Below are 14934 nucleotides of genomic sequence, written 5' to 3' on the forward strand. Positions count from 1 at the left end.
CTACTTCGAATTTTTCGGATAAGCGGGGTCCTTCTTTTTTAGCAGTTCTCGGAGAATTTCAAGCTCAAGTTCTTTTTCCCCGAGCACCTTCATGGCCTTTTCGTAGCGTTGTTCCACATCCTGAAGTCGCTGAAGTTCTTGCAGATGCTCGTCTGCAACCGGAATTTCTTCGGGTGGAATGGAGTCACGATGATCCCTAATCCACCCGCGTATGGTTTCTGGATGAATGTCATACATACGGGATAACACCCCCACCTTAACTCCAGCCAACGCTTCCTTAACGATTTTAAGCCGTGCTTCCTCTTTCAGCCTCTTTCCCATCCTCGTCATCTCCCCCTTATCTCCAGTTTAAATTATTGGGTGGGATGACTCCAGTTTAATTAGGGGGCCTAGGAGATTGTGCATCTTTTGGCCGCGTGAGAACACCCATTGTATCACACACCTGCGAATATGCAGTTTTTTCCTATGTTCAGTCTTGCATTCAGTTGATACGGCCTTAAATTCCTGCATAAATTCAGGATTTCTCTATGTATGAAAGATTTGGATTTAAAAAACCTGCACTTTTAGCCCATTTGCCAGACGCTGAACTTCAATTACAGCAACGTGGCCTCATCCCTTGATTTGGAGCGTCAAGAAGTACGCATCTATGCTCGCAGTAGTACATCTCAACAGCGGGGCGTCCCGAACGGGGGGATCCCAAAAGGTAATGAAGTGACCTGAGAGGCTGCCTCACTTTTTTGGCTCTGGGAAAACAAAAAGATAGGAGGAAGACACAGCTACCACCCTAGACTTCTCAACAAAATCATCCTCTACGCCTATATCCGGCGCATCTGCTTTTGCTGAAGAATTATACGGTTGACCCAAATGCCAAGCCGGCCGGCCAAGGATGAACCCTTTGACCAGCCGGCTTGTTTTTTTTACATATGGTTATGTCTTATGCCTTAAAATCCACTTCTGGAGCACCCCCATTTTGTCAGCGGCCTCTATTACCCCGCCAACTGTTTCCCGTCGTACATATACGTCTTTTCCTGTCCGTCCACGATGGTCCGCAAATGCACGTTCCGGCCCCACAGCCGGTGAACGAGCGGAAGGGTGCGTTCGATGTATTTCCGGTCGAGCTCCAGTCCTTCGTAGCGGTTGTCGAGCAGCAGCTCGCCCCGGCCGTGCAGATCGTCGTCCTTGACGGTCAAGTAGGGGAAGCCGCCGTTGGTCCGCGAACGGATCAGATTATCCTTGATTTCGGCGACGTCCTTGGCCGTTACTTTGTATACCCGCTCTTCCTGCTTGAAGACGAAGAGATCCATCTCCTCCGCCAGCTCTTTCGTCAGATAGTTGCGGATGAACGATACGTCCGATTCTGTCTCCCGGATTTCAAACAGCGCTTTAAGCCCTTCCTTCTTCTCGATATGCCGCAGCATCATAAGGCCCAGATAGTACGGATTGATCCGTCCCGGGGAAGGCTGGATGACGCCTGCATTCATTTTGGCAAACTCAACAATTTCCGAATCGCTGAGGTCAAGCTCGCGGACGAGCTTTAGATGCCAGTAGCTGGCCCAGCCCTCGTTCATAATCTTCGTCTCCATCTGCGGCCAGAAATAGAGCATTTCGGCGCGGAGCATATACAGGATTTCCCTCTGCCATTCCTCCAGATACCGGCTATGGCCGGCGATATAGCCGATAACATCCTTCACTCCGCCGTCCGCTTCGCGGAAGCCCTCGGTTCGGCCGAACCGTACGAACGGATCAACATGCTCCTGAATGGCGATGCCCGCGTCCAGAAAGGCTTCGACTTCGTCCGAGCCGTATTCATGGCTGAACCGCTCGATGCGGTCGGCGAATACGGCCATGCGTTCAACCATCTGCCTGTCGGTGCCCGCGAACATGGCGTTATTTTTGAAGAAATCGCTGTGCCCCAGCACATGCGCCACAATCAGCTTGTTCTGAAGCAGCGTATTGCTGTCCAGCAGAAACGCATAGCAGGGATCGGAGTTGATCACCAGCTCGTAAATTTTGCTCAGTCCATGGTCGTATTCCGTCTTCATACGCTGATAGGCTTTGCCGAAGCTCCAATGCGTGAACCGGGTCGGCATGCCGTAAGCTCCGATGGAGTACAGCACCTCGGCCGGGCATACCTGATAGCGCATCGGAAAGAAATCAAGCCCATGCTCCAGCGCAAGCTCCGTCAGGCGTTCAGCCGCCTGTTCCAACTGTTCCGCTTCTTGATCGATCATAAGTGCCGCCGCCTCCTGACGTAGAGATTGCCATGCCTTTAGCTTGCCGCCACCTCGTCGCCGAAGAACGCCTTCAGCGTCTTGAACACGTCTTCCTTTTCCTTCAGAATCGCCTGGACAAAGGCGGGAGAATTCAGGCCCGAGAGCGACTCCCAGAGCCGTTTGCTGCCGTAGATATGCTGCCGGATTTCACCATAGCCCAGCATGTTGACCTTCTCCAGCAGGTCGCCCGCCAGCTTCACGGTTGCGGGATTATCGCTGTCGAGATTATCTCCGTCCGAGAAGTGAAAGGCGTAGGCGTTGAACTGGCCCGGCGGATAGTCCGCATCCAGAATCGTATGCGCAAGTTCATATACCGAGGAACATTTCGTTCCGCCGCTCTCTCCTTTGCGGAAGAAGGAATCCTCGTCCACTTCTTTCGCCTCCGTGCAGTGAGATAGGAACCGGATCTGCACATTCTCGTACTTGGTCCGCAGGAAGCGGACCATCCAGAAGAAGAAGCTGCGGGCCACGTACTTCTCGAAGCTGCCCATCGATCCCGACGTATCCATCATGGCGAGCACGACGGCCGAGGACTGCGGCTTCCGGATATCATCCCATGTCTTGAACCGCAGATCGTCGCCGATAATCGGGCCAAGGACGGGAACCGCCGCGCCGGAATCCGGCATGTAACCGGCGCTTTCCGCCGAGTGCAGCCCAAGGGTCAGTCCGAGCCGCGCCGCCGTTCCGGCGAGATCATTCGTACCCGGAGCCGGAACGGCTCCGGCAGTTCCGCCCATGGCGTCAGCGTCGGAGCCGTCGTAATCGGCGCCGGATTCCGACCACGCCGCCGCGCCTGGCGCTCCCGGCAGTCCGCCGCTTAGCGCCTGACGTTTGATCGCCTCGAACAACGTGCGCTTTTTGTCAACGTTCGAGATCATGCCTTGCTTGCGGACATCCTCGAACCGGACGTCTTCGACCGTCAGATCGGGAGCGGCCTTGGGCTTCAGCTTCGGCAGCTTCAAATCCTCGAACACGAGCTCGGCAAGCTCATCGATCGTCAGCTCCGCCTCGTAATAATCGGCGCCCGGCTGATCGCCGGCTTCGGGTCCCTTGCCCGGTCCTGCCGCCTCACCGTCTCCCGCCTTGCCGATAATATCGCCGACTTGGGTGCCGCCCTGTCCCTGTCCAACCTGCGGCTTGTCCTGGTTGTTGTAGCGGAACTTCGGCTCATCCAGGCTGCGGATCGGAACCTTGATCACTTTATCGCCCTGGGGCATTATAATCGACTCTTCGCTGACAAGGTCGGCGAGATTTTCACGAATCGCTTCCTTTACTTTGCGCTTGTGACGCTCCTGGTCGATTTCTCCCTTGCGGTGCAGCGACCAGTCGTCGCGCGCGATCACGAACAATCGCTTGTCCATGCCGCCCACCTCCCGGAATATATGGTTTCATTACCTGAAAATGCAGTTGATCCGGCGTGTAATCGTACAGACGTGGAACAAGGAAAAGGGGCGTACGGCCTTAATAGCCGTCACCCACAGGTTGATGCGGGAAGGAGTTCCAGCAGGAATGCTCCTCCCGCTCTTTAAAGAGAAACGCTGCTGTAACGGCAAACTTGTCTGCTGCCAAGGCTTGTCTGTTCCCCGCCACCAATTCAGCAATCCGAATACGATACCGGGCAAACGTCCTCGACTATCGATTCAGCGAGCTGAAACGGTTCCGAGGCCGAACCACCCCGTCACCGATTCAGCAGACTGCCGACGTATTTCATCAGCTCATTGGCGCAAGTGGCGCAGTAGCCGTGATGGTCGATCAGGCGCCGCGAGACCTCGTTCATGCGCTTGAGCTGGCTCTCGTCCGGGTTGATCGTCGAGGTTGTAATTTTGATGACGTCTTTCAGATCGGCGAACAGTTTCTTCTCAATGGCATCCTTCAGCGGCTCATGCGAGGTGTACTCGAACTGCCGGCCGCGGCGCGCGAACGACGAGATTTTGATCAGAATTTCTTCGCGGAACGCCCGCTTCTGATTCTCGGTCACGCCGATCTGCTCCTCTATGGAGCGCATCAGCTTCTCATCGGGATCATGCTCTTCAGAGGTGATCGGGTCCTTGATCTTGTGGCCGCTGCAATACGCCTCGACATTATCCAGATAATTGTTAAGCATCGTGTGGGCCGATTCCTCGAACGAGTAGACAAAAGCGCGCTGCACTTCGGTCTTCGCCTTATGATCGTATTCTTTGCGGGCCTGCGTAATCAGATTCATCAGCCGCTCGCGTTCTTCCTTGGAGATCGAAGGATGCTGGTCGAGCCCCTCTTTGAGGGAACGAAGTACATCCAGTGCGTTAATGCAGGACTTGCCGCCCTTGATCAGCGCGCTGGAAATGCGGTTGATGACATAACGGGGGTCGACCCCGGACATGCCCTCGTCGGGATGCTCCCGCCGCAGCTCGTCCACATCGCCCTTCTTCACGCCGTCGACTTCGACGCCGTCGTAGAGGTACATTTTTTTGACAAGATCAATTCCGGGCTTTCTTGGTTCTTTGAGACGGGACATCACAGTGAAGACAGAGGCGGTCCAGAGCGCTCCGGGAGCCAGATGCACCTGATTGTTCAGGCCCGAGGCGTCAACAAGCTTGCGGTAAATCCGTTCTTCCTGGCTGGCTTTCAGATTATAGGGTATACGCATGACAATCATGCGGGAGTGGAGGGCTTCATTCTTCTTATTGGAGATAAATGCGCGGTATTCGGTTTCGTTCGTATGGGCTATGATCAGTTCGTCGGCGGATATGAGCGCAAATCGTCCCGCTTTAAAATTGCCTTCCTGCGTCAATGAAAGCAAATTCCACAGAAACTTTTCATCGCATTTCAGAATTTCTTGAAATTCCATCAGGCCGCGGTTGGCCTTGTTAAGTTCGCCGTCAAAACGGTAGGCCCTGGGGTCGGATTCGGAGCCGTAACGGGTAATGGTTGAAAAATCAATACTGCCCGTCAGATCGGCAATATCCTGCGATTTAGGGTCCGACGGAGCGAAGGTTCCGATTCCTGTCCGGTCGCTCTCCGAGAACAGAACCCTGACAACGGGCATGTCCTCAATCCGGCCTCCGTATTCACTCTCCAGCCTCATCCGGCAGACCGGGCAGAGATCGCCTTCGATATGCACCCCGTACTCCTTGCGGAATTCCTCGCGCAGCTCGCGGGGTATAAGATGAAGAGGTTCTTCCTGCATCGGGCAGTCTTTAATGGCGTAGAGCGCGCCTTCCGGCGTGCGTGTAAAAGATTCGAGACCGTTCTTCAGCAGGGTGACCAGTGTCGATTTGCCGCCGCTGACCGGACCCATGAGGAGCAACAGACGCTTGCGGACATCAAGCCGCTGGGCCGAAGGCCGGAAATATTCTTCCACGAGCAGTTGAATGGAGTCCTCAAGTCCGAACAGGGTTCCGCTGAAAAAAGCGTACTCCCGCCGGCCGTCCCCCAGCTCGGTTATACCTGCCGCCTCGATCATCCGGTAGACCAGTTCGTGCGCTGTCCCGGCGATTCGCGGATTCTCTCTAACAAGCTGCAGGTAATCGAGAAAGGAGCCTTCCCAGAAGAGATCATTCTCCTTGTCCCGATACGTTAGTAATTTTTCCAAGAACGTCATGCTTACCGCCTCCCTCTTTTAATGTCATTCGTGAAAGGTTCAAGGTGACAGATGCAGCGCAAGTGCATAAAGACAGCGCGTCCATTCCGACAGAGCAGTAGAGACATAGTTCTTGCATATTTAGTTGTCTATAAAGTGTAGCATAAACTCTATCATCTAGCGACAACAAAAATGTCATACGGGAAGTAGAAACGGAGAGTAAACAGGAATATTCACAAAAATTTTAAACAATTTTAAGGTTTCTTTGATATGTAAATTGACATTTTGATGAAAAATTTAGAAAAAGAGTCTTCGTTGGCCTGTCTTATGTCATAGAAGACGACAAAGAGAGCACCCGCCCCTATGAGTTTCTTCATTTGTTCAGGACGGAATAACGAATACAATTAGCGCCATATTCATTTAAAAATATTAAGGTTGGCGAATGAGCTGTTCCAGGCAGTATAGGCGGACATAGATGAAGGGGCTCTCGTCTGAACAGGAGGATTAAGCTATGATTTACATTTCCGATGAAGCGATCGACCGGATGATCGGGGAGGATGTCCCGTACGTCGATCTGACGACCTGGGCGCTGGACATTGGCGGATCGCCGGGAACCATCGAGTACTTCTCCAGAGAACATGCGGTGCTGTGCGGAACCGAGGAGGTGCTGCGCATGTTCGCCAAGCTGGGGGTAACCCCGGTATTCAGCCTTCCGTCGGGAACGAAGGTTGAGCCCGGGCAAGTATATCTGTCAGGCAAAGGCACGGCCCGTTCGCTCCATATGGCCTGGAAAGTGACGCAAAATTTGCTGGAATGCTGCTCCGGCATTGCAACCAAGACAAGGCGGATCGTGGACAAAGTGAAGTCGGTCAATCCGGATGTCTCCGTGGTGAGCACGAGAAAAAGCTTTCCCGGCACCAAAGCGATGAGCGTCAAGGCGATTTTGTACGGCGGCGCCGCACCCCATCGCCTGGGACTGTCCGAGACGGTGCTGGTTTTCAAGGAGCACGCAAGCTTCTGCGGCGGACCGGATGCCTTCGTGGAGCGGATCGGCGAGCTGAAGTCCAAGGTGCCGGAGAAAAAGCTGGTCGTCGAGACGGATTCCATAGAATACGGTCTCCGTCTGTGCCGCGCCGGGGTGGACTGCCTGCAGTTTGATAAGCTGCCGCCGGATGTGCTGCTTGCGGGAAGTGCGGAGCTTCGGGCCGCGAATCCGAATGTGGTGCTCCTGGCGGCAGGAGGCATCGACGAGCATAATGCTGAAGCTTACGCGGCTTCCGGTGTCGATGTGCTGGTGACGACGAGCCTGTTCTTCGCGAAGCCGCTCGATATGAGCGTCCGGCTGCTGCCGGACGGAGAGTGAGCGGGAACGCCGGGAAGCGGCCCAGGGGCACGGGGCGAATCGCCTGCGCTGCTTGCTGCTCCCCAAAATTTGCCCCGCCCCCCTTTTAATAGATATAATGAGAGGAGTATAATATAAAGGACTGCGTTTAATCACTGTTGAAAGAGAGCGATAAAGTATGGGCCGTAAGTGGAATAATATCAAGGAAAAGAAGGCGTCCAAGGATGCCAACACAAGTCGTATATATGCAAGATTCGGACGTGAAATCTATGTAGTGGCCAAGCAGGGCGAGCCGGATCCGGAATCGAACCGGGCGCTGAAGGTCGTGCTGGAGCGCGCCAAGACGTACAATGTTCCGAAAGCGATCATTGACCGTGCGCTTGAGAAAGCGAAAGGCAATTCAGATGAGACTTACGATGAGCTTCGCTATGAGGGCTTCGGACCGAACGGTTCGATGATTATCGTCGACGCGCTGACCAATAATGTCAACCGCACCGCCTCCGAAGTGCGCGCCGCATTCAGCAAGAATGGCGGCAGCCTGGGCGTCAGCGGATCGGTCAGCTATATGTTCGATTCGACGGCGGTCATCGGCCTGGTCGGCAAGAGTGCGGAGGAAGTGCTGGAACTTCTAATGGAAGCGGATGTGGACGCGCGCGATATTCTGGAAGAAGACGAAGCCGTCATCGTCTACGCCGCGCCGGATCAGTTCCATGCCGTTCAGGAAGCGTTCAAGAATGCGGGCGTAACCGAGTTTACGGTTGCCGAACTGACCATGCTTCCCCAGAACTATGTGACGATTCCGGAAGATTCTGAGGCTCAGTTCGAGAAGCTGATTGACGTTCTGGAGGATTTGGAAGACGTGCAGCAGGTGTATCATAACGTGGATTCCGAAGAATAGTCTTTTGTTTCTAGCAGAAACGGCTGCCGTCCTTAACACAGGATGTGGCAGCCGTTTCTTTTGTATCCGCGAAATCGTAGGGCGGCGAATCATTCGTATTGTGATTCTTGCATAATAGCGCTAGGCGCCGGTCCAGTTTGCGCCAGTCAAATATTTTTCGGTCAGGACGGACAGCAGTTGAATGCCGACCTCGTTCTGCCCGCCTTCGGGAATAATCAGGTCGGCGTATTTCTTAGATGGCTCGATAAACGCTTCATGCATCGGTTTGACCGTTGTTAAATACTGCTGATGAATCGACTGGATGGTGCGGCCGCGTTCCTCGATATCCCGCAGGACCCGGCGCAGAATGCGGACATCAGGGTCGGTGTCGACGAACACTTTGATGTCGAGCAGTGCGCGCAGGTCCTCGTCGGACAGCACATGCAGCCCTTCGATAATGACGATATTGTTCGGCAGCAGCTCGACCGTGTTCTCCGTGGAGCGGGTATGAACGGTAAAATCGTACACCGGCGCCTGAGCAGGCTGCCCCGTTCTTAGCAGCTTCAGATGCTCGATCAAGAGCTCGTTATCGAAGGCGAACGGATGGTCATAGTTGATCGCCTCGCGCTCGGCAAGACTGAGATGCGAGTGGTCTTTATAATAATTGTCCTGAGAGATAAAAGTGACTTTGCCCGGACCGAGACGGTCGATGACGGAGCGGGCCACCGTTGTTTTGCCGGAGCCTGTTCCGCCGGCAATTCCTATAATAAGCATAGCGTTTTCATAAACCTCCCTAACCTATTCCCTTTGTCAATTCCAGTATTGTAGCACAGCGGCCTTAATTTTTCACCTTGTCCCTTCCGGAAATACTCTCCTTCCGATGGAATTCTGTTGTCTGCGCATTGAACAAGCGATGCAGGCCGTTACAAGCATTATGCATATCGGTCTATTCAGAGATTGTTATATACTATTTATATCAACATGAACGCAATAAGCGCATATTATTCGGGCTAATTAAACTCAGCATTTTGTTGGGTGCTCAAATTAAGAAAGGATGAAGAAGATGAATCGAAAAATTATTTTTCTTACGACAGACAGCATGGGAAACGGGGATACCCGGCTTGGGGAACAGCTTTTGGAGACCTACTTTACGCTTCTGAAGCAGCAGGAGCAGCTTCCGGCTGCAGTATTCTGCATCAACCGGGGAGTGCTCGCGCTAACGGGGAAATCGATGGCCTCCCTTCATTTAAAAGAACTGGCCGATCGCGGGGTTCCGGTATTGGCCTGCGCCACTTGCGTGAACTACTACGGGGTGGGCGATCAGCTGTATGCGGGAGAAGTATCGAGCATGGGGCATTTTATCGAGCTGTCAGCGCAGTATGAAGTGGTTACGGTATCCTAAAATATTCACCGGACAGGCAGCAGCGGCTAGAGCTATTTCGAAGGAGAAACATATAACATGAATAACAAACCGCTTCAGGAGGCGTTTAACCGGACCGCATACCCAATAACCGGCCACGGCAAACGGAATATTGGAGTATTGAAGGATGCGCTGAACGCCTATGATGGCGATCTGGACAGCGACATGTACGGCGAGGGCAGCTTACTTGAGGATTTTCAAGGCAAAATGGCCGGGATTCTCGGAAAAGAAAAAGCCGTCTTCTTCCCCAGCGGCACGATGGCGCAGCAGATTGCACTGCGGATCTGGTGCGACCGGAAGGGGATTAAGAGAGTCGCGTACCACCCGCTATGCCATCTGGAGATTCACGAACAGCGGGGACTTCACGAGCTTCATGGAATTGAGCCGATACTGCTTGGCGGCAAGAACAGGCTGATCCGACTCAGCGATGTGCAGGAAATGCATGGAAAAATCGCATGTCTGCTGCTTGAGCTGCCCCAGCGTGAAATCGGCGGGCAGCTGCCGGATTTCGGTGAGCTGGAAGCGATAGCGGCCTGCTGCCGCGAGCGGGGAATCGCTCTTCACCTGGACGGAGCAAGATTGTTCGAGATTCTGCCCTACTATCAGAAATCCGCGGCTGAAGTCTGCGCGTTATTTGATAGCGTATACATCTCTTTTTATAAGGGCATTGGCGGGATTGCCGGAGCGGTTCTCGCAGGCGATATTGGACTCGGGGAAGCGTCCAAGGTATGGAAGAGACGTCATGGCGGGGATTTGATCAGCCTGTACCCGTACATTCTCTCCGCCGATTATTATTTCAAAGAGAGATTACCTAACATGGGACGGTACTATGAGGAGGCGGTGGAACTGGCTGGTCTGTTTAACAAATGCCAACAAATTTCCACTCTTCCGGCAGAGCCTGTCTCGAATATGTTCCATGTCCACGTGACAATGCCTAAAGAACGGCTGGAGCCTTTGCTGATGGAGTTATATGAGGAAACTGGCGTCGGATTAACGCATTATTTAAGGGAAACCGGCGAAACCTCCTGCTATTTCGAGATTAGTGTCGGCGACCGGTATGCCCTTATTCCTAAGGAAGAACTTCGCCGGGCGTTTGCCATATTGGATGAAAAACTGGCTGTCTCATTGTGATAAAACACAATCATGACAGATAAACTTTTGAATTTTCACCAAATGGCAAGCCTGCAATGTATGTTATCATTCTTTACATAGTAAACATTCACCAGACAGGAGATGTTAAGAATGATCATCGGAATTCCAAAGGAAATCAAAAATAATGAAAATCGGGTGGCCATTACCCCTGCCGGAGTAGTCAGCTTTGTTAAGGAAGGTCACACGGTATTGGTTGAGAAGGGTGCGGGCCTGGGCAGCGGATTCCAGGATGAAGAATATGCGAAAGCCGGAGCGGAATTGATCGACGGAGCCGCCGAGGTGTGGAGCAGCGCCGAAATGGTAATGAAGGTTAAAGAACCGCTGGAGAGCGAATACAGCTATTTCCGTGCCGGTCTTGTACTGTTCACTTACCTGCATCTGGCTCCGGAGCCTGCCCTGGCAAAGGCGCTGAAAGAAAAAGGCGTATTCGCCATCGGCTATGAGACGGTTACCGAAGGCCGTACACTGCCGCTGCTGACTCCGATGAGCGAAGTGGCTGGCCGGATGTCCGTTCAATTAGGCGCTCAATTTCTGCAAAGAAACTATGGCGGCCAAGGCATTCTGCTGGCTGGCGTTCCCGGCGTAAGCAGAGGCAAGGTCAGCATCATCGGCGGCGGCGTTGTCGGTACGAATGCGGCCAAGATGGCCATTGGACTTGGAGCGGACGTTACGATTGTCGACCTGAGCGCTGACAGACTGCGCCAGCTGGACGATATTTTCGGCGCACAAATCAACACGCTGATCTCGAACCCGTACAACATCGCCAAAGCGGTTGCCGAAGCGGACGTGCTGGTAGGCGCGGTGCTCATCCCGGGCGCGAAAGCTCCGAAGCTCGTAACGGAAGAAATGGTGAAGACGATGAAACCGGGCTCTGTAATCGTTGACGTAGCCATCGATCAAGGCGGCATCGTGGAGACGATCGACAAGGTAACGACACATGACAATCCGGTATTCGAAAAACACGGCGTACTTCATTATTCGGTAGCCAACATGCCGGGCGCTGTCGCCAAGACGTCGACGATTGCCCTGACGAACGTTACCGTTCCTTATGCGCTGCAAATCGCGGGCAAAGGCGCGCTGAAGGCCGTACAAGAAAATGATGGTCTCCTGAACGGCGTCAATATCGCGAATGGCAAGATCACCTGTAAAGCTGTGGCCGAAGCGCTCGGCGAGGAGTATTTCACGGTTGCTCAAGCGATGTCGCAGGAATTCACCCTGATCTAAATATAGAAAAAGTCGGCTAATAGATAAAAGACGATTCCCAATGAAGAGAAGGAACCCCAATTATGGAACAGCACCCGTTAATACGGGTCTGTTCTTTTTTTGAAATATAAGACTTTATAAGCTTCGCGCCTATCGTTTGGTCTTATATTTTTACGAGAAACGTACTTGCATCTTAATAAGACGCCGTCAAGCGTTTTTTCTTACCTAAATTTCTTGGGGCTGATAGAAGCGGATTGATAATGGCAGGTTTTCTGTCACAACTTTTCCCGCTCCCTATAGTCAGTAAAGACGAAGCATACTATAATGAATAAACCCTATGAATGAAAAAACCTATGAATGAAAATAATCCACATTCATGCATGACTCGGTTATTCTTAACGTTGGAGTGGAAAACATGGTAGAAATAGGACTGAATTTTGACCGTTTTTTTGACAGTATGGAGTCCCTGGCGGATACAATCAGCGAATCGCTGCAATCCCAAGTGACCATTGAGGACGAGAACCATCATGTCATCGGCTACAGTTCCCATCAATTTGAAAGCGATCCTGCCCGGATTTCGACGATCATCGGCAAGCGTGTGCCTGACTCCGTCATTATCGGTTTGCGCAAAAAGGGCATCATGCGCCAGTTGGAGAATACGCCGCATCCCATCCGGATATCAGGTGTAATGGAGGTGGGGCTTGGACCCCGCCTGGCGATGTGCATCAAGCACCAGAAGGAGGTTCTCGGCTATATCTGGGTCGTGGATGCGGGCAATCTTGCGGAGGGATACGCAGAAAGCGTCGTGGAAAAAGCGGCGCAAATCGCTGCGCGTTACCTCCTGAAGCAGCGGGGCTGGAAGACGAAGCAGACGCGGGCGCAGGAGGATTTCTTCTGGAAGCTGCTGACCTCGCATTACGGCACGGAGCAGGATATTAAGCGGGATGCTGAGCTGGATAACATCATGCTGCCGCCTGGATATTTTATCGGCGTATTTGAACCCGAACGGGCGGTGGACGACCATTTTCTGCTCAAGTTCCGGCAGACCGCGGAAGGCTATTCCGGCGCCTCGCTTGTGTTCATGACCACCGAGCATAACCGGATTATTGTTCTGTTTTCTTTTCTTTTTTCAATAGAAGGGACGCAGGCGCTGTCTTCCTTTATGCGGCTGCTCATCGAACAGATGAATAAGGGCGAAGGCTGCCGGATATCAGGGGGATGCAGTCTCTATTACGGGGACTACCTCTCTGCGGCCGTCGCCTATATGGAGGCGATGTCCATTGTCGAGATCAAGCGTCTGCTGCCTTTTCAAGCCCGGGAGCTGCTGCTCTACGAAGATATGGGGTTTTGGGCGCATATTCCGGCTATTATGGAGCAGAAGCGAAGCCGGGGCCGTAGAAGTCCCTTGCTTTATCCGCTGAAGGAGCATGACAGGGTGCATAAGACCGATTTTGTTAAGACCGTCGCCGTCTATCTTACGTTTAACGGTAATCTGAAGGAGTCGGCCGCTTTTTTGCATATCCATACAAATACCTTAATGTACAGATTGAACCGGATCGCCGAAATTACGGGAAAAAATCTGAAAGACACCCATTACCGCTTCTCGATCTATATGGATATTTTGACGGAAGAGACCCGGCAGTTGAATCAATGGTTTGTGGAAGGTTGATGGAAGATATGGCGGATAAACGAATTGGATGGCAGAAAATATACACATGGATGTAACATAAACGGAGGTTTCCTGCGCCAATCTTATTACACTCTGTACAATGAAAAGAGAAGATACGGGTCGTAACATAGTGTTTAAGAACGACCAGATCATGGACGGAGGGATAGGAATGCAGACGCAAAACATATTCGTTAACGGAGCCCGGCTGAAGGATACCATCGAGGCATTCGCCGATTTCGGACGTACGCCTGCGAACGGCGTCACCCGGCTGAGCTTAAGCGAAGAGGACATCAAGGTGCGGGATTACTTCCGTTCCTGCTGTGAAGAGCTGGGAATGACGGTCAAAGTGGACGATATGGGCTGTATGTACGCGACGCTGGAAGGCACTGAGGATAAGCCCCCAATTGTTATGGGTTCTCACCTCGACACTGTAGTAAAAGGCGGCCGTTTCGATGGCGTTCTGGGCGTAATCACGGGTCTTGAGGTTGTGCGAACCCTTGTGGACCATGGCATTAAGCCGCGGATTCCAGTAACGGTTATGAACTTCACGAATGAGGAAGGCGCTCGGTTCGAGCCTTCGATGATGGCGTCCGGCGTGCTGTCGGGTAAATTCGATAAAGAGGTCATGCTGAAGAGCAAGGACCCGGAAGGCGTTACCTTCGGGGAAGCGCTGAAGGCCAGCGGATACGAAGGGGAAACCCAGAACCGCATCAAGGAAGCGTCCGCTTATTTGGAACTGCATATCGAACAAGGTCCCGTGCTTGAAAAAGAGGAACTGTCGATCGGACTCGTGGACTGCGTGGTCGGCATGGTCTGTTATGAAATCGAAGTCACCGGGGAGTCCAATCACGCCGGCACGACGCCGATGGGGATGCGCAGCGATGCCTTTTTCGCTGCTACCGATTTGGTGGCGGAGCTGCGGAGCAAGCTGGGCGAGCTGGATTCCGAGCTGGTCTATACGATGGGCCGGGTCAATGTGTACCCCAACATCCACACGGTAATCCCGAATAAAGTTGTCTTCACCGTTGAGGCGCGGCATAAGAATGAAGAGGTTATCGCCGATGTGGTGTCGATCATTAGCTCACTTCCGGAGACGCAGACAGGCTGCTTCGTGACGAAGAAAAAACTGTGGGGCCGCGATACGGTCTGGTTCGACGAGCGGGTATGCGGCGTGATTGAAAGTTCGGTGAAATCGCTAGGCTATTCCCATAAACAAATGGCCAGCGGCGCCGGACACGACGCCCAGTTCGTCGCAAGCTACCTGCCGTCGGCGATGATTTTCGTTCCGAGTGTGAAGGGCAAGAGCCACTGCGAAGAAGAGCTGACCTCGTACGAGGATTGCGAAAAAGGCGTAAATGTGATGCTGGAAACGGTGCTGACGCTGCTGGCGGATAACGGAGAGTAAGGTTCAAAGGAAATCGTGGCTCACGCGAATGATA

General features: G+C 52.9%; 14 protein-coding genes. 7 read left to right on the plus strand and 7 right to left on the minus strand.

What is annotated here, in order from left to right; translation table 11 throughout:
• The 6 genes from KP014_RS04405 to KP014_RS04420 all read right to left on the minus strand — a co-directional run bounded on the left by KP014_RS04405 (position 1) and on the right by KP014_RS04420 (position 5853).
• A complete protein-coding gene (locus tag KP014_RS04405) occupies positions 1-321 on the minus strand; it encodes a helix-turn-helix domain-containing protein (protein WP_042207643.1) in 321 nt (106 codons plus the stop codon).
• A 408-nt stretch (positions 322-729) separates the two neighbouring features.
• A complete protein-coding gene (locus tag KP014_RS29005) occupies positions 730-864 on the minus strand; it encodes a hypothetical protein (protein WP_281426449.1) in 135 nt (44 codons plus the stop codon).
• Between the two features lie 122 nt (positions 865-986).
• On the minus strand, positions 987-2231 hold the full coding sequence (locus tag KP014_RS04410) for a SpoVR family protein (RefSeq protein WP_036596284.1): 1245 nt from the start codon (positions 2229-2231) through the stop codon (positions 987-989).
• A gap of 38 nt (positions 2232-2269) precedes the next feature.
• Positions 2270-3634: a DUF444 family protein gene (locus KP014_RS04415; RefSeq protein WP_090834216.1), complete on the minus strand. Its 1365-nt coding sequence runs from the start codon at positions 3632-3634 to the stop codon at positions 2270-2272.
• A 100-nt stretch (positions 3635-3734) separates the two neighbouring features.
• Positions 3735-3863 (minus strand): hypothetical protein, encoded by a 129-nt coding sequence (locus tag KP014_RS29010; RefSeq protein ID WP_281426450.1) that lies wholly within the window; start codon positions 3861-3863, stop codon positions 3735-3737.
• Between the two features lie 88 nt (positions 3864-3951).
• Complete coding sequence (locus KP014_RS04420) at positions 3952-5853, minus strand: PrkA family serine protein kinase (protein WP_036600250.1); 1902 nt, start codon at positions 5851-5853, stop codon at positions 3952-3954.
• A gap of 490 nt (positions 5854-6343) precedes the next feature.
• Here KP014_RS04420 and modD point away from each other — a divergent pair, with 490 nt between their 5' ends.
• Both modD and KP014_RS04430 read left to right on the plus strand, forming a co-directional pair.
• Positions 6344-7195 carry a ModD protein gene (modD, locus tag KP014_RS04425; RefSeq protein WP_036600248.1) on the plus strand — a complete coding sequence of 284 codons (852 nt, stop codon included), beginning with the start codon at positions 6344-6346 and terminating at the stop codon, positions 7193-7195.
• A 157-nt stretch (positions 7196-7352) separates the two neighbouring features.
• Positions 7353-8072, plus strand: a complete 720-nt coding sequence (locus KP014_RS04430; RefSeq protein WP_090834217.1) for a YebC/PmpR family DNA-binding transcriptional regulator — start codon at positions 7353-7355, stop codon at positions 8070-8072.
• Positions 8073-8192: 120 nt separating this feature from the next.
• Here KP014_RS04430 and udk read toward each other — a convergent pair whose 3' ends face one another.
• Positions 8193-8825 carry a uridine kinase gene (gene udk, locus KP014_RS04435; RefSeq protein ID WP_036604226.1) on the minus strand — a complete coding sequence of 211 codons (633 nt, stop codon included), beginning with the start codon at positions 8823-8825 and terminating at the stop codon, positions 8193-8195.
• A 289-nt stretch (positions 8826-9114) separates the two neighbouring features.
• Here udk and KP014_RS04440 point away from each other — a divergent pair, with 289 nt between their 5' ends.
• The 5 genes from KP014_RS04440 to KP014_RS04460 all read left to right on the plus strand — a co-directional run bounded on the left by KP014_RS04440 (position 9115) and on the right by KP014_RS04460 (position 14900).
• Positions 9115-9453, plus strand: coding sequence for a DsrE family protein (locus tag KP014_RS04440; protein WP_036604227.1), 339 nt, complete (start codon positions 9115-9117; stop codon positions 9451-9453).
• Positions 9454-9510: 57 nt separating this feature from the next.
• On the plus strand, positions 9511-10602 hold the full coding sequence (locus KP014_RS04445) for a threonine aldolase family protein (protein WP_036604228.1): 1092 nt from the start codon (positions 9511-9513) through the stop codon (positions 10600-10602).
• A 111-nt stretch (positions 10603-10713) separates the two neighbouring features.
• Complete coding sequence (gene ald, locus KP014_RS04450; protein WP_036604229.1) at positions 10714-11847, plus strand: alanine dehydrogenase; 1134 nt, start codon at positions 10714-10716, stop codon at positions 11845-11847.
• Positions 11848-12241: 394 nt separating this feature from the next.
• Positions 12242-13495, plus strand: a complete 1254-nt coding sequence (locus tag KP014_RS04455; RefSeq protein WP_036593463.1) for a PucR family transcriptional regulator — start codon at positions 12242-12244, stop codon at positions 13493-13495.
• Between the two features lie 169 nt (positions 13496-13664).
• Positions 13665-14900, plus strand: coding sequence for a Zn-dependent hydrolase (locus tag KP014_RS04460; protein ID WP_036593462.1), 1236 nt, complete (start codon positions 13665-13667; stop codon positions 14898-14900).
• The last annotated feature ends 34 nt before the right edge of the window (positions 14901-14934 follow it).

The sequence above is a fragment of the Paenibacillus sophorae genome, from assembly GCF_018966525.1.
Classification (GTDB): domain Bacteria; phylum Bacillota; class Bacilli; order Paenibacillales; family Paenibacillaceae; genus Paenibacillus_AQ; species Paenibacillus_AQ sophorae.